At 46.6% G+C, this 18,450-nt stretch carries 21 protein-coding genes; 10 read left to right on the plus strand and 11 right to left on the minus strand.

All coding sequences use genetic code 11. From position 1 onward, the window contains the following. The coding region (locus J0L70_RS26120; RefSeq protein ID WP_502711026.1) for an IS1 family transposase at positions 1-98 on the plus strand (98 nt) is incomplete at its 5' end. Positions 99-129: 31 nt separating this feature from the next. Here J0L70_RS26120 and J0L70_RS26125 read toward each other — a convergent pair. The 4 genes from J0L70_RS26125 to J0L70_RS26140 all read right to left on the minus strand — a co-directional run bounded on the left by J0L70_RS26125 (position 130) and on the right by J0L70_RS26140 (position 5,571). After that, positions 130-963 (minus strand): nitrate ABC transporter ATP-binding protein, encoded by an 834-nt coding sequence (locus J0L70_RS26125; RefSeq protein WP_287456465.1) that lies wholly within the window; start codon positions 961-963, stop codon positions 130-132. A gap of 158 nt (positions 964-1,121) precedes the next feature. Continuing rightward, entirely contained in the window at positions 1,122-3,122 is a 2,001-nt protein-coding gene (locus J0L70_RS26130; protein ID WP_287456436.1) for an ABC transporter ATP-binding/substrate-binding protein, read from the minus strand. Between the two features lie 167 nt (positions 3,123-3,289). Continuing rightward, entirely contained in the window at positions 3,290-4,126 is an 837-nt protein-coding gene (gene ntrB, locus J0L70_RS26135) for a nitrate ABC transporter permease (protein WP_287456437.1), read from the minus strand. Positions 4,127-4,209: 83 nt separating this feature from the next. Then, complete coding sequence (locus J0L70_RS26140) at positions 4,210-5,571, minus strand: CmpA/NrtA family ABC transporter substrate-binding protein (protein ID WP_017289698.1); 1,362 nt, start codon at positions 5,569-5,571, stop codon at positions 4,210-4,212. Positions 5,572-6,477: 906 nt separating this feature from the next. On the opposite strand from J0L70_RS26140, the gene petJ reads away from it, so the two are divergent. Then, positions 6,478-6,798, plus strand: coding sequence for a cytochrome c6 PetJ (petJ, locus tag J0L70_RS26145; protein WP_316428182.1), 321 nt, complete (start codon positions 6,478-6,480; stop codon positions 6,796-6,798). An 88-nt stretch (positions 6,799-6,886) separates the two neighbouring features. Then, positions 6,887-7,933 (plus strand): SpoIID/LytB domain-containing protein, encoded by a 1,047-nt coding sequence (locus tag J0L70_RS26150; RefSeq protein WP_017289700.1) that lies wholly within the window; start codon positions 6,887-6,889, stop codon positions 7,931-7,933. On the opposite strand, the gene J0L70_RS26155 is transcribed toward J0L70_RS26150, so the two are convergent. The 4 genes from J0L70_RS26155 to J0L70_RS26170 all read right to left on the minus strand — a co-directional run bounded on the left by J0L70_RS26155 (position 7,924) and on the right by J0L70_RS26170 (position 9,892). Then, on the minus strand, positions 7,924-8,355 hold the full coding sequence (locus J0L70_RS26155; RefSeq protein ID WP_017289701.1) for an NADH-quinone oxidoreductase subunit B family protein: 432 nt from the start codon (positions 8,353-8,355) through the stop codon (positions 7,924-7,926). The genes J0L70_RS26150 and J0L70_RS26155 overlap by 10 nt on opposite strands. A gap of 244 nt (positions 8,356-8,599) precedes the next feature. Beyond that, positions 8,600-9,070: an Hsp20/alpha crystallin family protein gene (locus tag J0L70_RS26160; protein WP_026148819.1), complete on the minus strand. Its 471-nt coding sequence runs from the start codon at positions 9,068-9,070 to the stop codon at positions 8,600-8,602. A gap of 128 nt (positions 9,071-9,198) precedes the next feature. Next, positions 9,199-9,462 carry a hypothetical protein gene (locus J0L70_RS26165; RefSeq protein ID WP_017289703.1) on the minus strand — a complete coding sequence of 88 codons (264 nt, stop codon included), beginning with the start codon at positions 9,460-9,462 and terminating at the stop codon, positions 9,199-9,201. Between the two features lie 163 nt (positions 9,463-9,625). After that, on the minus strand, positions 9,626-9,892 hold the full coding sequence (locus tag J0L70_RS26170; protein ID WP_017289704.1) for a GlsB/YeaQ/YmgE family stress response membrane protein: 267 nt from the start codon (positions 9,890-9,892) through the stop codon (positions 9,626-9,628). A gap of 399 nt (positions 9,893-10,291) precedes the next feature. Between J0L70_RS26170 and J0L70_RS26175 the strand changes: the two genes are divergently transcribed. Beyond that, the gene (locus J0L70_RS26175; protein ID WP_287456438.1) at positions 10,292-10,423 is read left to right on the plus strand and encodes a hypothetical protein; all 132 of its coding nucleotides are present in this window, start codon (positions 10,292-10,294) and stop codon (positions 10,421-10,423) included. 124 nt (positions 10,424-10,547) lie between these two features. Here J0L70_RS26175 and J0L70_RS26180 read toward each other — a convergent pair whose 3' ends face one another. Together J0L70_RS26180 and J0L70_RS26185 are read right to left on the minus strand one after the other, a co-directional pair. Beyond that, a complete protein-coding gene (locus tag J0L70_RS26180; RefSeq protein ID WP_287456439.1) occupies positions 10,548-12,623 on the minus strand; it encodes a CHASE2 domain-containing protein in 2,076 nt (691 codons plus the stop codon). Positions 12,624-12,721: 98 nt separating this feature from the next. Beyond that, a complete protein-coding gene (locus J0L70_RS26185; protein WP_287456440.1) occupies positions 12,722-12,880 on the minus strand; it encodes a hypothetical protein in 159 nt (52 codons plus the stop codon). A 455-nt stretch (positions 12,881-13,335) separates the two neighbouring features. Between J0L70_RS26185 and moaA the strand changes: the two genes are divergently transcribed. From moaA to J0L70_RS26210, 5 genes are all read left to right on the plus strand, one after another. Continuing rightward, the gene (gene moaA, locus J0L70_RS26190; RefSeq protein WP_268181485.1) at positions 13,336-14,322 is read left to right on the plus strand and encodes a GTP 3',8-cyclase MoaA; all 987 of its coding nucleotides are present in this window, start codon (positions 13,336-13,338) and stop codon (positions 14,320-14,322) included. Between the two features lie 174 nt (positions 14,323-14,496). Beyond that, positions 14,497-15,039 carry an adenine phosphoribosyltransferase gene (locus J0L70_RS26195; RefSeq protein ID WP_017289709.1) on the plus strand — a complete coding sequence of 181 codons (543 nt, stop codon included), beginning with the start codon at positions 14,497-14,499 and terminating at the stop codon, positions 15,037-15,039. A gap of 37 nt (positions 15,040-15,076) precedes the next feature. Continuing rightward, positions 15,077-16,126, plus strand: coding sequence for an ABC transporter permease (locus J0L70_RS26200; protein ID WP_017289710.1), 1,050 nt, complete (start codon positions 15,077-15,079; stop codon positions 16,124-16,126). Between the two features lie 88 nt (positions 16,127-16,214). Then, complete coding sequence (locus J0L70_RS26205; protein ID WP_017289711.1) at positions 16,215-16,517, plus strand: hypothetical protein; 303 nt, start codon at positions 16,215-16,217, stop codon at positions 16,515-16,517. Between the two features lie 154 nt (positions 16,518-16,671). Then, positions 16,672-17,139 carry a hypothetical protein gene (locus tag J0L70_RS26210; RefSeq protein ID WP_017289712.1) on the plus strand — a complete coding sequence of 156 codons (468 nt, stop codon included), beginning with the start codon at positions 16,672-16,674 and terminating at the stop codon, positions 17,137-17,139. An 89-nt stretch (positions 17,140-17,228) separates the two neighbouring features. Here the strand turns inward: J0L70_RS26210 and J0L70_RS26215 are convergent, their stop codons facing one another. After that, positions 17,229-17,594: a hypothetical protein gene (locus J0L70_RS26215; RefSeq protein WP_287456441.1), complete on the minus strand. Its 366-nt coding sequence runs from the start codon at positions 17,592-17,594 to the stop codon at positions 17,229-17,231. Positions 17,595-17,960: 366 nt separating this feature from the next. On the opposite strand from J0L70_RS26215, the gene J0L70_RS26220 reads away from it, so the two are divergent. Further along, positions 17,961-18,290 (plus strand): DUF3082 domain-containing protein, encoded by a 330-nt coding sequence (locus J0L70_RS26220; protein ID WP_268181482.1) that lies wholly within the window; start codon positions 17,961-17,963, stop codon positions 18,288-18,290. Positions 18,291-18,450 lie beyond the last annotated feature (160 nt).

An 18,450-nucleotide genomic window follows, 5' to 3' on the forward strand; every position in this document is an offset into this window, starting at 1 on the left:
TTGCCAGAAAGACGATCTGTTTTTCCAAGACTGAGAAGATGCATGATACTGTGATTGGATTATTCATCAATCGTCATGAGTTCGGGCGAGCAGTATAACGTTATGCCCACACATCTAGAACACTACCCGTTATTCGTCGTCGTGAGCGAAGCGATTATAGAGGAAATCCAATGCATAGTTTCGCAGTTTGTAATACTCTGGTGTTTCCATCATCCGCCCACGATTTCGAGGACGGCGGAATGGAATCTCCATCACTTCTCCAATGTTTGCCGCAGGTCCGTTAGTCATCATCACTAATTTATCTGCAAGAAATAACGCTTCATCAATGTCATGCGTAATCATCAACACCGTGCATTTGTGAGTGTTCCAGATCTTCAAAAGTTCTTCTTGCAATTCTTCTTTGGTGATGGCATCTAATGCACCAAATGGCTCATCTAAGATCAAAACTTCTGGACAAATGGCAAGCGCACGGGCGATCGCAACTCGCTGTTTCATCCCACCTGAGATTTGGGTGGGCTTTTTCTCCATTGCATCGGCTAGCCCAACCATTGCCAAAAAGTCTTTGACAATCTGAGTTTTTTCAGATTTGGGCTTGTCAGGATAAACGACGTTGACCCCGAGATAGACGTTTTCAAACACGGTGAGCCAAGGAAGCAATGCATATCCCTGGAATACGACCATACGATCGGGACCAGGTTTCTCGATCGGTTTACCTTGCAGCAGAACAGAACCTGTGGTGGGCTTGGAAAATCCGCTCACCATGTTGAGCAAGGTAGATTTTCCGCAACCCGAGTGACCGATAACGCAGATGAATTCACCCTGATTAACAGTGAGGTTGACATCTTTCAAAACCGTGTAGTCGCCATTTTTAGTGGGATACACTTTGGAGACTTGATCGATGACGAGAAAGGGATTGGCTGCTCTGGACGCAGAGCTTTGTGCAGATTGTGCCGAAGTCACCATTGTTCTAGATGATTGAGTGGTTTGCATGGTTAGGAGAGGGTTGATGTGCAGAATGAGGTAGCACGGCGGTGTTGCTGCGCGATCGACGGATCGGTGTTCTCTTAATCCTCCAAATCTGGAGGATCGAGCGAATGTGTGGATTCGCGATCGCGCACACCTTAAGCTGCCAGAATGCCTGGAGCTTTTAGCGGAATGTCTGCCATGTAGACATCGTGCTTAATCTTGAGGTGGTTGAGATAGCCGATTGGATCTTCTGCGGTAAAGGTTGTGCCATCAAACAGTTGAATTGGTCCGCGACTGTAGGAAACATCCTCTAGTTCAAGTTCACGAGACGCGATACTAAAGACACTCACCTTACAAATCCGCTCTAGAATTTCCACCCAGTTCCGCGGGAAGGGAATATCGCCCCACCGAGCCAACTGCGTCAGAATCCAAAGATGCTCTGTCCGGCTGGGACGGTTGACCCCTGCTCCAAAGAACTGAGGGTGTGAGTTCTCGCGCGGCGATCCTTTAATGTCACAAGTACTATGGCTGCCATCGCCAAGCCCAATGTAATCCATCTCACAATCGAGATATTGCGGTTGAGACAGAATCGCTTGAACTTCTGGATGATTTTCTGGATTTGCACAATAAGCACAAGCTTCGAGCAGTGCTTTGACGAGGGCAACGTGCGTGTTGGGATAGGTATTTGCCCAATCTTCTCGAACGCCTAGAACCTTACCAGGATGACCATCCCAGATTTCTAAGTCAGTTGCGATCGTATAGCCAATCTTGTCGAGCGAAGCCCGAATGTTCCAAGGTTCACCAATACAGTAACCATCAATGTTTCCAGCTTCTAGCTGAGCAACCATCTGCGCTGGCGGAATGGTTGAAATGGTTAAGTCTTTATCTGGATCGACTCCACCTGCCGCGAGCCAGTAGCGCAAGAGGAGGTTGTGCATCGAAGCCGGGTGAACGACTCCAAAGGTATGACGTTCATCTACACTCTCGAGCAGCATCCGCTTTAGCTCAGCCAAGGTGGTAATGCCTTTGTCAAAGAATCGCTTGTCGAGTGTAATTGCATTCCCATTTCGGGTCATAGTCAAAGCACTGACGACAGGGAGGGGTTCTCCTAATCCCCCGACGGTTAACCAAACAGGCATCCCAGAAGGCATTTGTGCGGCATCTAAATATTTACCAGCAATGCCATCTTGAATGCCGCGCCAGCTTGATTCACGAACTAAGTTGACTTCATCTAAGCCATGATGGGTGAAGAAGCCTTTCTCTTTGGCAATGATCAGGGGAGCCGCAGCTGTGAGCGGGACAAATCCGATTTCAAGATTGATCTTCTCTAAGCCATGACGAGCGATCGCGGTTGTTTTTCTCGCTCTCAGTTTCTTGATTTGCTTTTGCTGATTCAAGAAGTAAATGATTTCACTGCGATAGCTGTAGTAGTTGGGATGATTGACGACTTCCATGCGCTTGCGAGGGCGAGGAATGTCTACTTCCATGATTTGCCCGATCTTTGATTCGGGTCCATTCGTGAGCATGACAATGCGATCGCTCAACAGCAAAGCTTCATCGACATCGTGCGTGACCATGACAGCAGTCACATGACTCTCTTCGCAGATTTTCATCAATTGCTCTTGCAAGTTCCCGCGAGTCAGCGCATCCAATGCTCCGAAAGGCTCATCTAGCAGTAAGAGCTTCGGACGAGTTGCCAGCGCCCGTGCGATCGCGACTCGCTGCTTCATTCCGCCAGAAAGCTGATCCGGTGGCTTATCCACGGCATGTCGAAGACCAACTAAATCAATGTGTTCTTCAACAATTTGGTTCCGCTCGGCTGCTGAAAGATCTTTCATCACATTGTTAACCGCCAGCGCAATGTTTTGGCGCACGGTCATCCAAGGCAAGAGCGAGTAGTTTTGAAAAACCACCATTTTATCGGGACCAGGGCGCAGGATTTGTTCGCCTTGCAGCATCACGACACCATCTGTCGGTAAATCTAAACCTGCCACCATGTTCAGTAAGGTGGATTTACCACAACCCGAGTGACCAATCAGCGAGATAAATTCGCCCTGCTTAATTTCTAAATCAATTCCCTTCAGTGCAACGTAGTTGCCACCACCTTGAAGGGCAAAGGTCTTTTCAAGACTTTCAACAGTAACAAAGGAAGTCATAACTAAAACCTGGAACGACAGTGGTTAAGTGTTTCAGAACGGAATAGAGAACGATCGCTGGGATAAAAAGTGAAGGACGCAGAGGCGCAAACGTCGGAGAACAAATCCAGTCCTCATCATCCTTCACCTCTTGCTACCGCAGTGGAGCAAGCGCGCTAGTTCTTGGATTACCGTTGGCTTTGCGGCAAGATCTTATTCTGAAGCCATGCCATCAGGTTATCGAGCAACCAACCGACTAAGCCAATGTAAACCAAGGCTAAGATGATTTCACTCACCTGACTGTTCTGATAAGCGTTCCAGATAAAGAAGCCAATCCCCACAATCCCGGACATCACAATCTCTGCTGCAATAATCGCCAACCAAGCCAGACCAATTGCAATTCTCAATCCAGTAAAGATGTAAGGCAGTGCAGAGGGAATCAAAATCTTGAAAAAGTACTCCGACTTGGGCAATTGCAGCACTTGAGCAACGTTGTTATAGTCCTGCGGAATCTGTCGGACTCCCACTGCGGTGTTGATTAAGATCGGCCAAATTGCAGTAATGAAGATCACGAACAGTGCAGCAGGCTGGTTTTGCTTCAATGCAGCAAGTGCGATCGGAACCCATGCCAAAGGCGGAACAGTTCTTAAGATGTTGAAAATTGGATCGAGACCTTTTGAAAGACGTTTGTTCAATCCAACCAAGATGCCTAAGCTAATGCCTACCACTGCGGCAAACGTATAGCCAACTGCAACCCGTTGCAAGCTGGAGAACACTTGCCAGAATAGCCCTTTGTCTGTGCCACCCTTGTCATAGAACGGGTATAGAATCAAAATCCGAGTTTCTTCAATGACTTTGAAAGGCCCTGGCAAATCGGTCGGCACAATCATGGTCAGAATTTGCCAAAGGGCGAGCAATCCGAACAATGCTCCAATCGGCATCAGAATGTTGTCGAGTGTCTCTTTGGTCTTGTCGTCCCAAGTGAAGGCGGGGAATGTTGTCGTTCGCTTCCGGGCGATAGTCATGACGGTTTGCTCCTTATTAACTGCGGTAAGTGTTTAACAAATCAGACAAGTCATTCAAAGTGCGAGATGCACCGATTTAGCAACTACGCTGCTAGCTTCTTAATCTTTAAGCTGTCGAGATAAGCTTTGGGATTCTCTGGGTCAAACTTGACGCCATCGAAGAACTCTTCCACGCCTCGGGATGTACTGGTGGGAATGTCAGCAGAAGCAACTCCTAATTCTTGAGCAGCTTGTTTCCAGAGGTCTTCGCGATTGACTTTATCAATCATTTCTTTCGCTTTGTCTAGCGTGTTTTGTGGCAGGAAGCCCCAACGGACACTTTCGGTTAAGAACCACAGATCATGGCTCTTGTAAGGGTAAGACACGCTGCCTTTGCTATCTTTCCAGTACATCACAGCCAGTGATTTGTCATCGACGGTGCGCTCACCCAAGTTGTATTTGCCCATGAGCGGCTCGATGAGGACGTTCTCTGGAACGTTGAAGTATTCACGGGTAGCGAGGATTTTCGCCATTTCAGTCCGGTTGTTGAAATCATCACACCATTGCTGAGCTTCCATCACAGCTTTGAGCAGTGCTTTGGTTGCTTTAGGATGCTTATCGACCCAGTCTTTGCGAACTGCAAGGTACTCTTCTGGGTGTGCTTTCCAGATTTCTCCGGTCAAGGCAGCAATAAATCCAGTCTTATCAGCAACAATACGAGCGGGCCAGGGGTCGCCTGTACTAAATGCATCCATTGCACCACGTTTCATATCGGCAACGGTTTGTGCAGTCGGTACGGTGAGCAACTCAACATCTTCTACTGGATCAACGCCACCTGCTGCAAGCCAGTAGCGAATCCAAAATTCTTGGTTTGCTTTGGGGAAGGTGTAAGCGGCTTTGAAACGTCCGCCTTGAGACTTCAGACCGCCAAAGAATGCAGTTTGATCGGCGAGTTTCAAGCCGATGTTTTTACCAAGGTGCTTGCTTGCGATCGCAATTCCATTTCCTTGAGTGTTTAATTGCGCCAATACATACATTGGAACTTGAGCGCCATCGGTAATAATGCCTTCAGAAATCAAGTAGGGCATCGGCATTTGCCATTGTCCCCCATCAATTCCGCCGCCACCTGCGCCAATTTTGACGTTATCGCGGGCTGCACCCCAGTTTGCTTGCTTATCGAGCGAAACTTCAGTTAAGCCATGCTTGGCAAAGAAACCTTTTGCCTGAGCGATGATCAGCGGGGCTGCTTCAACGATCGGTAAATAGCCCAATTTGACCGTTTTAACTTCAGGTTCTTCGCCTGCTTTGACGGCAGAACCTACATTAGCAACGGGAGAAGCTTGTAGTCCACCAGTCGTCTGCTCTGGCGGATTTCCTAGACATCCTTTTAATAAGAGCGTAGAAGCAGTAGTCGCTCCTGCTGTTAATAAAAAGTTGCGCCGTGACATCGACGAAAAACGCTTCATATCCAACTCCCAAACATAGATAAATCAACAAATTAAGCGCTCGATTGAGCAAGCGAATCTGATCCAGAGATCCTTGTAATCACTGGAGTCTAGCTATTCAGACTGCGAAAATCTAATGTGCAAATTCAACGACAAAAATTAAGTTGAATTGCTGCATCACACCAAGCAAAAGCAGCCCTTTGAGCCGCAAAAATTAGACCAGCTTTGGCAGTTATTAATCGGTTTAACTCACTTGTTTAAGTCAATCAAACTTGATTAATCTGTTGAATATTAAGATACTCTGAAATTCTGTAAAAAGTCTAGACGTTGAAGTGCAAATAAGACCATAAATCTCAAATCTAATAGATGGATTTCAGTCTATAGATTCTCATCCCTGGATAGTAATTACTCCGATAAGCAAAGGATATATTAGTGATGAGTTACAGCTGAAAAAATACTGTGTATTCTGCTGAAATTCCTACTGTGACAAGACTACGCATGTTTTAAATAATTTGTATATGGCCTAAATTAATAGACTTATTTCTATTTTTTAGAAAGTATCTCTCCTCATCTCATAGGCTCAACTCATTGGAATTATCAAAATCAAACATACATTGATGAGATTCAATAATGGCATCGATTCTTTGAGATGAATAGATGAAATTAAGGTAATTAATTGGGTTGCTCTATCCATTGAGCGAATCCACAATGAATCATTACTGAAAGCCCTAAAACTGTAAACTTCTGTGAACCTTTATTTGCATCCCAGGTAACGAACTATTGCGGTTAATAACGAAACCGAAAAGTTTTACGCGCTGTCTTTTGACGTAGGGATTTTCCTGAAGACAGCATGACACTGGTGAGAACTGCTTACCGAATGTTGATGTTTAAGAGAAGAACAAAATGATTCGCAGAATGAGAACACTGTTGGCTACAATCGTCCTGTCTGTGGTGTTTCTAACCACATTGATCAGCCAACCTGCATTTGCAGCCGACGCAGCAGCAGGCGGAAAAGTCTTTAATGCAAACTGTGCAGCTTGTCATGCAGGCGGCGGTAACGCAATTAACGGCGCAAAAACTTTAAAGAAAGATGCGCTGACCGCAAATGGCAAAGATACAGTTGAAGCGATCGTTGCTCAAGTGACGAATGGCAAAGGTGCAATGCCCGCATTCAAAGGTCGTCTCAGCGATGACCAAATCCAATCCGTTGCACTCTACGTCTTAGATAAAGCAGAGAAAGGTTGGTAAGCGGATTTTGGAATTCAGGCTTGAATAGAGGGTAAGGTGGAGATCTGTTCCGAATATTCAATCCTGAATTCCGCACTTTATTATTAATATGTGGCGTAAATCGATTTTAGAGTGGCTAAAACAGCGTCCCTGGTTATTGGTTCCGTGTCTGGCGTTAATTCCGCTGGCTGGCGTTTATTTGAATCAGCAAAGTCATAGTGAACCTGCACCGCTGCCTTCTCCGATCGCATCTCCGTTGCCAAGCCCGATCGCTTTGCCGTCACCTCCGCCGAAATTAGCGCAACCCGTTAAGTCTCCCGCTCCAAAAAAGACGTTAACGCCCGTTGATCCGAAGCAATTTACTCCAGAAGAAGCTGCCCTGAATGCGAAAACCAAAGCGGCATTGATGGCTTCGATTGGAACGGTTGATTCATTAATTGAAATGCAAGTTGCGATCGCAATGGGACAACCGAGTTTGGCGATCGCGGCTTCTCAAGGTGCAACGATTCTGGATGGAGAAGGAAAGCCCATCGGTCAACTTTCGTCTGGAAATTCTTACCCGATTCAGGGAATTGGCGATCGCATGAATTTCGGCAACGGACAATTACCAGGAATGGTGATGATTCAGCCCCCGCCGAACGGAATTCTCTATCTTGGAGACAAACCGTACCGAGGTCGATTTTTACTCGCGGCTCAAGGCGGAAGAATTTGGGTCGTGAACTATATTAATTTGCGACACTATTTGCATAGTGTCGTTGCCAGTGAAGTTTCACCTAGCTGGAGTGCAGAAGCGCTAAAAGCTCAAGCCGTTGCGGCGCGATCGTATGCCTTAACTTACTATTTCCGGCGTGCTCAACCGCTTTATCACATGGGGTCTGACGAATATTTTCAAGTCTATAGCGGTATCTCTAGAGAAGCAGATGCCACCAATCGGGCGGTTGATCAGACCGCAGGGGAGTTTGTCAGCTATCGCGGCGGAATTGTCGAGTCGCTGTATGCCGCATCGGATGATATTGTCGCAGAAGCCTTTCGAGGCAAGGGAATGAGCCAACTAGGAGCATTGAGCCTTGCCGAACAAGGATATAACTATCGTCAGATTTTGGCACGCTACTATCCGAAAACGGGAATTGCTCGGATTGAGCAGGATCACGAATGATGCAAAGATGCGATCGCGTTTAACAGCGTTTGCGATCGCAATGGGCATTCCATAATGTAAGTATTGACTGGAATCAGACTGCCTACAGCAGTGAGCGAATTCTCGATCGGGCTACATCCTCCGAGTGCGATGACAAATTTTGGATCGGGCATTTGTTCGTAAAGCCGGATCAAGGTCGGGGCAAAATTGGGCGTGACTAGGCTAGCTGTGATGAGTAAATCAGCGGGATGAGCAGGTGCTTTGTGGGTACTCAGCAATGATGCAACCTTGATGAAGCAGCAAGTCGGCTCACATTCAGGCGAAGACAGTTCAGAGCGATGGATCTGTTGATATAAATTGTTGACGGTTGTTAGGATTGCATTTTCAAACAGAGGCTGTTTGTTCGGGTGCAATTTGTCTGCAATTAAGATTGTGTTTGGCATGGGACTGAGTATCCTGAGTGTGATCGATTGAATGCAGAATCAGTTCATTTTTCGCGGTTGTTGTAGCGTTGTTGCGAAGAGACAGTTTCAGTTTGACATAATCTTCTGAGATGACATCCGGAGTTTTGCAGAGATTCATATTTGACTGCTAGTACAAACAAAACTAGCACACACAAAAAATGGGAGGCACGATCGTGCCTCCCACCTCTTCAGAGTTCAATCTGTTTAGAATTCAATCTGCAAACTATGCGTTGGTCGGTTCAGGTGTCCCTGCGATCGCGCCTGTGGCATCTGCCAAATTCAACTTCACAGTCTTGACTTGATCAACTTTCGGCAAGATCAAGCTCAAAATTCCATCTTTGAACTCAGCTTTGACTTGATCATTCTTCACTTCAACTGGAAGAGGAATGACTCGTTGAAACTTACCATAGCGGAATTCGCTTCTAAAGAATCCACCTTCTTCGGTCTTTGATTCTTGGCGATGCTCACCTGCTAACGAAACCGCATCTTTGGTCACCTGAACATCAAGATCCTTTGCGTCAATGCCAGGGAGTTGGGCGCGGAGAACAAACTCATGACCTGTATCTTTTAATTCGACTGCAGGAGTCCAGTCAGTCGGCTCATGGGTCATCGGAGCCATCGAATCAAGCAATTGGTCAAATTGGCGACGGAATGTATCGATTTCTCGCCAGGGTTGCCAGTAACGAACTAACATCTTGTCACCTCTTGAAAAACGATTAAGAACTTGAATCTTCATGTCCTTATCGTGCCGCATCTTGAGGCAATCGACAGTCGCGTAAACTGTACTCTCTGAGTAGAGCTAACCGACTATGCTCAGACAAGCTAAGCTAAGACAAATTCGACGAGTGAATTGACACCTAGCGCATATTCAATGTCATCAATCTGATCGTGGTCGCGCCATTCATCCAAGACACCGAGTAAACAGCGTACGGCTAAATCCCGCTGAATCAATTCTGTAACGGCTTGCCATGCATCTGGCGCGTTCAGGAAAAATCCAAGCTGGATCATGCCTCCTTCATGCCACCAGACCCCAATCCAACCGGAATCTTGCTCTGTGATTTCGATGTGCTGTCCGAGGTAGGTCATCACTGTTTTACCTTAGTTACAAATCTTGAATGCATCTCAGCATACGATTTGCGATCGCAGTTTGACCTCTACTAAAAAGAAGGGATCGTACAATTCATCTCCCTATTCAGAGGAAGAGAAGTAGTACAACCCCTAATGTTGAACTTAAAAGAGTTTTACAATCTTAAGAAGCGCTGCGAGTGACTAATCCCCACAAGAAGATTGCAATCATTGCACCCAGAATTGCCACAATTAAGCTCGGTAGGCTAAATACCGAGATGGCAATCTTACCGCCGCCCGTGATCAGCGAGAATAAGCTACCTCCTAGCATTGCGCCTGCAATTCCCAAAATCATGGTGCTGAGAATGCCGCCGCCTTGGCGACCGGGATAAAGCAGCTTCGCGATCGCGCCAGCGACAATTCCAAGTAATGCCCAAGCAATAATGTTCACAGAAGTTTCTCCTAGAGCTTCAAAGTCTTAGCTGATAAGAATGTGCGATCGCAGGTATAGAATAGCGACCGACTTTTTCTATCTGTGGAGATACTATATCTTCCTCTTTGCTTTTAACAAAGCAATAAAATTTTTATTTAATAATCTACGACCGTAAGTGTACTAAAGCTATTGTTCAATTTTTTACTTCGAGTTTACAAAACGATTTAATTCATCATTCAGAATTTTCTGATACTCGTACTTTGGCAGGGATAAGATTCTATCTCAAGTCATATGACGTTCAGGTAAAGTGAGTTAAAATAGTATCACAGGGCACAAAAAAGATTCGGACATGCGTCGATTTGCATGGTGACAGGTTTGGAAGTGCCTCCTGCAATTACTTCATTGAGGAGGACTCTTATGAAATTCTTTCAACGTCAGAACTCGGAAAAAGACCAACCCCAAGTAGAACACGGTCCGCAACGTGAGCCAGAAGGTCATGTTCATCCGAACTATCGTCATTGGGTTTACTTGCGGAGATCGAGCAAATAGCTTGCGGGAGTACTAAAATTTGCGACTGAAGGGGCTGATTGGATGCAGCCCTTTTTTTTGCATTGACATTTTTGCATGGACAAAGGGAGAGTGAGGCTTCCTAGCAGATTAAGGTCTTGTATGCTTATGCACCGAGGCGATCGCGTAATTCTAAGTGAGTGATTGCAACTTCGGAGGCAGACGCATCGCTCTCGGCAGACGTGACGAATTCTGCATCCAGATCAAACCAAAACATAGTCCCAACTTGCAGAGTACTGTGAACTTGTAGCTTGGAGCCAAGTAGCTGGAGTAATTGTTGGCTAATCGATAAGCCTAAGCCAGAACCTTGTCCAGATCTGCGCCCTGACTCGGTTTGCATAAATGGTTTAAACAGCGACTGCATCTCGTGCGGCGCAATTCCAATCCCAGTATCTTCGACTTCAAAGCGCAATCGCGATGCTTCTATCCATAAGACGCGCAGAGAAATAGCACCTTGTTGAGTAAACTTCAGTGCATTGGTCAGAAGATTCATTAAGACTTGCCGTAACTTGCATTCGTCAGTTTGTACCCACTCTGGAACCTCTTGATCGCAGTGCAGCGTTAGGGTTAAATCGCGCGCGATCGCTTGAGGTTGATAGAGTTCTTCTAAACTGTGCAACATCTGGGGAATCGACACGGCTTGCAACTCGACAGTTTCTGCATTCGCTTCGAGTTTTGCCAACTCTAAAACACCGTTGATCAAATCTAAAAGGTGCTGCACACTTTGAGTAATCATCGTCAATCGCTCTTTCTGTTTCGGTGCAAGCGATTTATCGTAACCCATCAATTCGCTGCTGCTGAGAATAATGGACAGTGGCGTGCGCAACTCATGATTCACATTGGCAAGAAACGTTGTTTTAGCTCGATCAGCAGCTTCGGCTTCTTGTTTTGCCTGCATCAATTCAAGATTCTGTTGCTTTAAAGCTTGGGTGCGCTCTTCGACTTTCTGTTCTAAAGTTTTTGCATAATGTTGCAGCATGTCATGAGATTCAGAGAGCGATCGCCAAACTAAATGCATCCGCATGGTTAACGCGACCAATTTCATTCCCAAAATTGGAGCGACGATCGGCATCCACCAGCCTGCCAAAAATAAAAGATACGTTCCAGCAATGCCGCTTAACGTAACGCCAACGGCTAATATCAGTGCCAATCGCAACGATTTCACACGCCACCCTAAGACCGCACCGCCTCCGAGCCAAATTAACAACCAAGCGCCCCCGACTCCAGCCGGAACCCCTCGTAAAAGTGGTCTGCCCTCGATCGCAGCGCTGATCAACTGGCTGGAGAAATCTGCATGCACTTCAACGCCTGCTGAAGTCATTTGAGCCGTTTGCGAATAGGGGGTAAAAAAGCGATCGTTCAGACTTTCTGCGATCGACCCAATCACCACGATGCGATCTTGCATCAATCCGGCGGGAACCCGATCTTGTAGCACATCGTTAAAACTAACCGAGGTAAAGCGCTGCCTCAGATTGCGAAAATTCGCCATCAGCTGAAATCCACCCGTGTCCGCGCGAACATACCCCCCAGTTGTTGGCGACAAAGCTTCCAAACGGGCGCGCCCGAGTTGGATCTGAGATGTTCCGGAGATCGGTCTTGGCGTAATGCCTTCTGCTTTGAGATACTCTAGCGCCAAGCGAGTTCCCAAGGTTTCCAGCGTCCGCGAATCTTTTCCCCATAGCTTATTGACTCTCAGCGAAAGCAGGTTGCGCCGCACTTTGCCATCGTGATCGAGAACAATATCGCTCGCTGCAATTTGATTGCGCTGACGCAGGATAGGCGGGGGATCAACGGAAGGAAAGTTGTTGCCGCTGATCGTCTTCTCAATGCCAATCAGATTGGACATTTGACTGTAAACCTTTTGCAAGGCGGCATGTCCAGGTTCAACAGGCAGATTTCGATACAGATCCATTCCCACGACTCGTGGCTTTTGGCGCTGAATCTTGGTGAGCAACTCAGCCAGGAGTTCATCTGAAATTGGGTATTGTCTGAGTGAATTAAAGTCAGATTCGTCGATCGTGACGATGACCAACCGGGAGTCGACAGGTTCTAAGAGACGTGCCCGAAACCATTGATCGAGCACCATTAACTCCAATTGCTGGAATGCGCCAGCAAGCTGCATTCCGAGAACTGCTGTTGCTGTTGCGATCGTGCTGAGACTAACTCTTACCCACTGCCGCACTGATTTTCACCACTCCTAGCCCCTAAGCTGCTGTTATTGTCAAGTCTTTACAAACTTTAGGGCAGTGTGATGAAGTTGTCTACCGCAACTGAAAATAATTAAGATCGCGATCCGCCACCTGTGGTGGTTCCGGGTGAACCTGAATTTGGAGGCGGTGTGATTTGGGCGTAGGCAGAATAGCTTGAAGCGGAAATAATCTGAATCCCAACCGACAAACCGATAGCGAAAACTGCGTAAGCAAGGCGAGAAGTAGTCATATTTTTGCCCAATGGAATAATCTGATGACACTGTTCTGAGTCTTCGATCGACAGTTTTGTCGTAACGAGGTTGAGCCATGATGTGAACCAGTAGGTCAGTAAATGAGCGGGTGAGTTGCCTCAGTCGCATCAAATGACTTAAGAGAGAAGAGATGGTTCACGCAAATAGAGAATAGAGCGATCGGTGAAACTGTCGATGGATACGGGGTTCGGACGCAATTAAGTTACTATACAAACCCAGGAAGATATCTCAGTATTTTTACGGCGGTTTCCTGCTTCTTCAAACAAGTTTTCCTGAAGAGATGATAGAGGTTTGATGAAGACCGAAGTTGATGTTCCACTGTCAGGCTGAAATGACCGAGTTGCAATTGATACACGCTTTATAAGATTTATGAATCGCCTGAGTAGTTTTGAGGAGATTGCGGCTTTCGGGGCGCATCCGGCAGAATGGAACGATGAACCAAGTTGATTATCTACGAATTAGTTTAGTCGATCGCTGTAATTTCCGGTGCCAATATTGTATGCCGGAAGGAAGTGACTTAGCGTATGTATTGCAGCAAGATCTGTTGACTCAGGCGGAGTTGCTGACATTGCTGCGAGAGGTGTTTATTCCAGTTGGGTTTACACGATTTCGGCTGACGGGGGGAGAGCCTTTGATTCGTCCGGGAGTCGTCGAGATTGTCAGCGCGATCGCACAATTTCCTGAAACCAAAGACTTGTCGATGACGACAAATGCCTTCTTACTAGAGTCGATGGCGCAGGATCTCTATGATGCAGGATTGAGAAGAATCAATATTAGTTTAGATTCACTCGTTCCAGAAATCTTTGATCAAATTATTGGTCATCGAGGTAAGTCTCGTTGGCAGCAGGTTTGGGATGGAATTCAAGCCGCGCATCGGATTGGATTTAGTCCTTTGAAGCTGAATGTTGTGGTGATTCCAGGTGTGAATGATCATGAAGTGCTAGAGTTAGCAGCTCTGAGTCTTGATCGAGAATGGCATGTGCGATTTATTGAGTTCATGCCGATTGGGAATGATCAATTGTTTCAGCAACAGGGTTGGATCGATTCAGAAACGATTCGTCAACAGATTCGAGAACGCTGGGGATTAACAGAAGCGACTGTGAAAGGAAATGGTCCAGCGGATGTGTTTCGGATTCCAGGGGCGAAGGGGACGTTGGGATTTATTAGTCAAATGTCGGAATGTTTTTGCGATCGCTGTAATCGAATGCGATTATCTGCCGATGGCTGGCTCCGCCCTTGTTTGCTCAATGAGATCGGACAGATTGATTTGCGATCGCAACTGCGATCGGGCGTTTCGACTCAAGCACTGCGCGAGCAGGTCAGTGAACTTTTAGGACTGAAGCCTGAGATTAACTACAAACAGCGTGATTCGGGCACCACTGGGAAGTATCACCGCACGATGTCGCAGATTGGAGGTTGAGAAGCTGAGAGTGACATGACAAATTTGCAGGAAACCAGAGAGAATTCCCAAGTATTGAATGACAACGGGAAAATCAAATTTGTCTACGATCGTGATCGGTGCCGAGATTTTTGAGCGATCGTCTCAGTTGCAAACTGTAGAAATCTTTGCCGAGACTCAAGCGAACGGTAAGATATGACTGACCTTCTTCCAGTCTTGCCCATTATGGATCTCAAACCCTTCATCCGCGAAATTCCAGATTTTCCCAAACCCGGTATTCTGTTCAGAGACATTACAACTTTATTACAAAATCCAGCCGGACTAAGAGCCACGATCGAGCTATTTGAGGAAAAATGTTCTCACCTCAATCCTGACTACATCGTGGGCATGGAATCGCGAGGGTTTATTTTCGGCGCACCCTTGGCTTACCGAATGAATATCGGATTTGTACCTGTCCGTAAGCCCGGAAAACTGCCCGCTGCGGTGCATTCAGTCGAATACGAATTGGAATATGGAACAGACACTTTAGAGATGCATCAAGACGCGGTACAGCCTGGAAGCCGCATCTTAATTGTGGACGATCTGATTGCCACGGGCGGAACCGCAGGTGCAACGGCAAAACTGGTTCAACAAATTGGGTGTGAATTAGTCGGCTGTGCGTTTTTGATTGAATTAAAAGAATTGCAAGGACGCGATCGCTTGCCGCAAGTTCCGATCGTTACGCTCGTCGAATACTAGCGCTATAATCACGAAACCGATCGCTCTGGTTTTCCACATGACTACTTCAACCCCTAGAAGATTCCAATCTGGTTTCGATCGAATTCTTGAAGCGCTGACCAGTGAAACTTCGATTTATGTGATGAAGCGATTATTGCAAGCATTATTTACACTCTTGCTTGCCGCCGCATTAAGCTTTTTCATCATTCAGCTTGCGCCAGGTGACTACCTCGATACGCTGCGCGAAAACCCGAAAATTTCGCCAGAACGGATTGATCAACTTCGCAAGCAATATGGGTTGGATCGATCTTGGATCGAACAGTTCTTCTTGTGGGTCTGGAACATCATTACAAAAGGTGACTTCGGAACGAGTTTTGTTTACAATCGCTCGGTTGTATCATTGCTCTGGGAACGAGTTCCACCCACGCTTTTACTAGCAATCACTTCGCTGGTTGTAACGTGGGGCGTGGCGATTCCGTTGGGAATCTTAGCAGCGATTAAACAGCAAAAATGGGTGGATCGAGTTTTACAAGTACTCAGCTATGCAGGACAAGGATTTCCAAGCTTTGTGACTGCTTTGCTGCTGCTCATTTTTGCACAGAATACTTCGCCCCTGTTTCCAGTGGGAGATCTGACCAGCATTGATTTTGCAGATTTGAATTGGTTCGGTAAGATTCTCGATGTTGCCTGGCATTTGATTTTGCCGACTTTGGCTTTAGCGATCGCAGGATTTGCCGGATTGCAGCGAATTATGCGAGGTCAGTTGCTCGATGTGTTGCGCCAAGATTATGTGCAAACGGCGCGCGCAAAGGGACTGTCCGAAAATCGCGTGATTTATGTTCATGCGTTGCGAAATGCAATCAACCCGCTGATTACGCTTTTGGGCTTTGAATTTGCCAGCCTGTTAGGTGGGGCCTTTATCACGGAGAATTTCTTTAATCTCCCAGGCTTGGGGAGATTGATTTTGCAAGCTGTTCAGGCTCAAGATCTGTACTTGATTATGTCGAGCTTGATGATGGGAGCAGTGATGCTCATTGTCGGGAATTTACTAGCTGATTTACTGCTGAAAGCAGTTGATCCACGAATTAGCATTGATGACTTGAATTAGCATGGATTCTAGGCAGATGAGCATCAATCATGATTCGTCTGAACTAAACCTGACTTTAAAGTTCAGGACATCAAGATGAGAGCTAAAAATGTTTTCACAGACTTACTATTTAATTCGATCGAGAATTGACGGCAGCTATCTTGCTGCTTATCCGAAGTTAAAAGAAGACGAAGCGCGATCGCCTGCAAATGGGTATGTCCTACTCTTTCAAGAACAATTCGATGCATTGGGATACCTCAACAAGTATGCAGGTGAAATGAGCGATCGTTTTGTCACCGAATCGATCATTGGCTCGCAAATGACGAGTTTGCTTGATCGCTGGGGCTATAAGGGATTTGGCATCGTCAAAGACCCTTTGATTCCTACCATCGAATTTCTGTCAAAATCTTAGCCTCATCCACCTTGAGATAGGAATCACTGGAAGAAAAACTCACCCTGATGCAGATGGTGATCGATGGGAAAGTTTGAGTAGATAGTTGCAGATTTAACGCGAACTGCCTTTGGCAAGTTTCTAAAAAAACTCTGTACCTATGGAGGGTATCTGTATGAAATCTTTGTTATCTGGACTCCGGTTTTTCTTCACGGTTTGCCTCTGTGCAACGATGATGTTTGTCTCAGTGGTATCGAGCGCTTCGGCTCAAGCTGTTGTCAAAGACAAACCGATGACGAACGAAGCATCCGAAGTCGCAAAAGAATATGAACGGACTGCGAAAGACACGATCGATAAAGGTGGTTTGCAATCACTCGAAGAAGTTCGCGATCGCTCGAAAGGTGGCGCGATCAACGAAGTGCAAGGCACCGCAGGATTCTATAACATGAAGCGCCCATCGAATACCGACGCTAAATCGATCGAGCAACAGATCGAAGAAGGGTTAGATAACGCTGGAGAAGCACCTGCAAAGCTCAGCAGTGAAGCCAAGAAAGCTGCAAAAGATGCTGAGAAGACCGCTAAGAAAACCGCTAAGCAAGCAGAAAGAGCAGCGAAGAAAGCGATGAACTCAATGAATGACTAAATCCTACAGCTGGCTTAAACGTGGATAAATGCAGACTAAGGAGGTAATTAGGATATTGCCTCTTTTTTTTGCAATGATTTTTGCAATGATCAAGCTCCATCTTGATAAATGGAGAGTTCATCGACTCGAATCTCAAACTGATCGAGCATCTCTGGAGTAGGGTAGATGCGGATTCGAGCATCTGTAGAAAATTCTGCTAGCTCATTGCCCAGATTGACAACCTGACTGAGTATTGCCCAATTCGTTACACGATTAGGACAAACAATCACTAACGTGACAACATTTGTGGTGGTTGTGATTGCCCAAGCACAGGCATTGAGTAAGGTTTGGAGTTCTGAAGTGCACTGTTGTCGAAAACGTTGAGTAAGAGATAAGTCGAGCTGACGGCGCAGGTCGCGATCGTCGATTCCAAGCTGTTCTGGGGGAAGATCATTCCAGGGAAGAAAGGGTGTCATTAGCGGGTTATCTCCTCTGATGCAATGAGCGATCGCTCGTAGACGACCTATTTCAGTCGCCTCGATATTCCAAGGCTCGCGATAACGCCGATCGCTCAGAAATCATCTAAACCTTTGAATTGAAAGTCAGCCCTCCTGCTCAGAAGCTTTGCGCCATCTCAATCTCTGCGGCTGAAACAGCAGAAGCTTTTTTCAGTTTAGAACATTAGATTTGCAGACTCGCGACAGCTATTACCCTGTACTCAATCTCTAAACATAGCTCAGCACAACCTTTCTAAAGTCTGCCTGGGAAAGGGGATGAGAATTAGTCACTTCAGCAGCAGGCGATGTTTTAAACTAGACAGACACTCGATCGATAGACCCCTCATGTCAGACTCCCCTACTCCCCAATCCCCTACTCCCCAATCCCCTACTCCCCAATCCCCTACCCCACTCCGCTGCCTCCTCGGCGCGATCGTTGCCGCTGTCCTCGCTTATGCGCTCTACAACATGACAAGCTCGATCGCGATTTCTTTCGCTACCAAACCGATCGATACCGACACGACACTTATCGTTCAGCGCATTTCCTCCGCCGTCCGCACCCTCGTTTTGGGCATGAGCGCAATGGGAACCGGAATTTTTGGACTTGCAGCTCTGGGACTATTTGCCCTCGCCATCCAACTGCTGTTCCGCAAACCGGATTCTTCCGCAAACTAAAGCAAAAAAACCGTGACTTCCTGAGCCAACTCCTGCTAAAATCAAAAGCCCGAATCGGCAAGAAGGCATGTCCAAATTCTTTTTTCTTGAGACTTTCTTGATCGACATCCTGCCAGTCGGCATCGCTTAGGGTTGCATCTGGTTCCCCAGCAAACCTCAA

This window comes from Leptolyngbya sp. UWPOB_LEPTO1, assembly GCF_017302695.1.
Classification (GTDB): domain Bacteria; phylum Cyanobacteriota; class Cyanobacteriia; order Leptolyngbyales; family Leptolyngbyaceae; genus Leptolyngbya; species Leptolyngbya boryana.

What these genes read in the sequence shown, in the direction of transcription:
- J0L70_RS26125 (WP_287456465.1), bottom strand. Translation starts at nt 963, where the DNA reads ATGGTGACTTCGGCACAATCTGCACAAAGCTCTGCGTCCAGAGCAGCC.
- J0L70_RS26130 (WP_287456436.1), bottom strand. Translation starts at nt 3,122, where the DNA reads ATGACTTCCTTTGTTACTGTTGAAAGTCTTGAAAAGACCTTTGCCCTT.
- ntrB (WP_287456437.1), bottom strand. Translation starts at nt 4,126, where the DNA reads ATGACTATCGCCCGGAAGCGAACGACAACATTCCCCGCCTTCACTTGG.
- J0L70_RS26140 (WP_017289698.1), bottom strand. Translation starts at nt 5,571, where the DNA reads ATGAAGCGTTTTTCGTCGATGTCACGGCGCAACTTTTTATTAACAGCA.
- J0L70_RS26150 (WP_017289700.1), top strand. Translation starts at nt 6,887, where the DNA reads ATGTGGCGTAAATCGATTTTAGAGTGGCTAAAACAGCGTCCCTGGTTA.
- J0L70_RS26155 (WP_017289701.1), bottom strand. Translation starts at nt 8,355, where the DNA reads ATGCCAAACACAATCTTAATTGCAGACAAATTGCACCCGAACAAACAG.
- J0L70_RS26160 (WP_026148819.1), bottom strand. Translation starts at nt 9,070, where the DNA reads ATGTTAGTTCGTTACTGGCAACCCTGGCGAGAAATCGATACATTCCGT.
- J0L70_RS26165 (WP_017289703.1), bottom strand. Translation starts at nt 9,462, where the DNA reads ATGACCTACCTCGGACAGCACATCGAAATCACAGAGCAAGATTCCGGT.
- J0L70_RS26175 (WP_287456438.1), top strand. Translation starts at nt 10,292, where the DNA reads ATGAAATTCTTTCAACGTCAGAACTCGGAAAAAGACCAACCCCAAGTA.
- J0L70_RS26185 (WP_287456440.1), bottom strand. Translation starts at nt 12,880, where the DNA reads ATGACTACTTCTCGCCTTGCTTACGCAGTTTTCGCTATCGGTTTGTCG.
- moaA (WP_268181485.1), top strand. Translation starts at nt 13,336, where the DNA reads ATGAACCAAGTTGATTATCTACGAATTAGTTTAGTCGATCGCTGTAAT.
- J0L70_RS26195 (WP_017289709.1), top strand. Translation starts at nt 14,497, where the DNA reads ATGACTGACCTTCTTCCAGTCTTGCCCATTATGGATCTCAAACCCTTC.
- J0L70_RS26200 (WP_017289710.1), top strand. Translation starts at nt 15,077, where the DNA reads ATGACTACTTCAACCCCTAGAAGATTCCAATCTGGTTTCGATCGAATT.
- J0L70_RS26205 (WP_017289711.1), top strand. Translation starts at nt 16,215, where the DNA reads ATGTTTTCACAGACTTACTATTTAATTCGATCGAGAATTGACGGCAGC.
- J0L70_RS26210 (WP_017289712.1), top strand. Translation starts at nt 16,672, where the DNA reads ATGAAATCTTTGTTATCTGGACTCCGGTTTTTCTTCACGGTTTGCCTC.
- J0L70_RS26215 (WP_287456441.1), bottom strand. Translation starts at nt 17,594, where the DNA reads ATGACACCCTTTCTTCCCTGGAATGATCTTCCCCCAGAACAGCTTGGA.
- J0L70_RS26220 (WP_268181482.1), top strand. Translation starts at nt 17,961, where the DNA reads ATGTCAGACTCCCCTACTCCCCAATCCCCTACTCCCCAATCCCCTACT.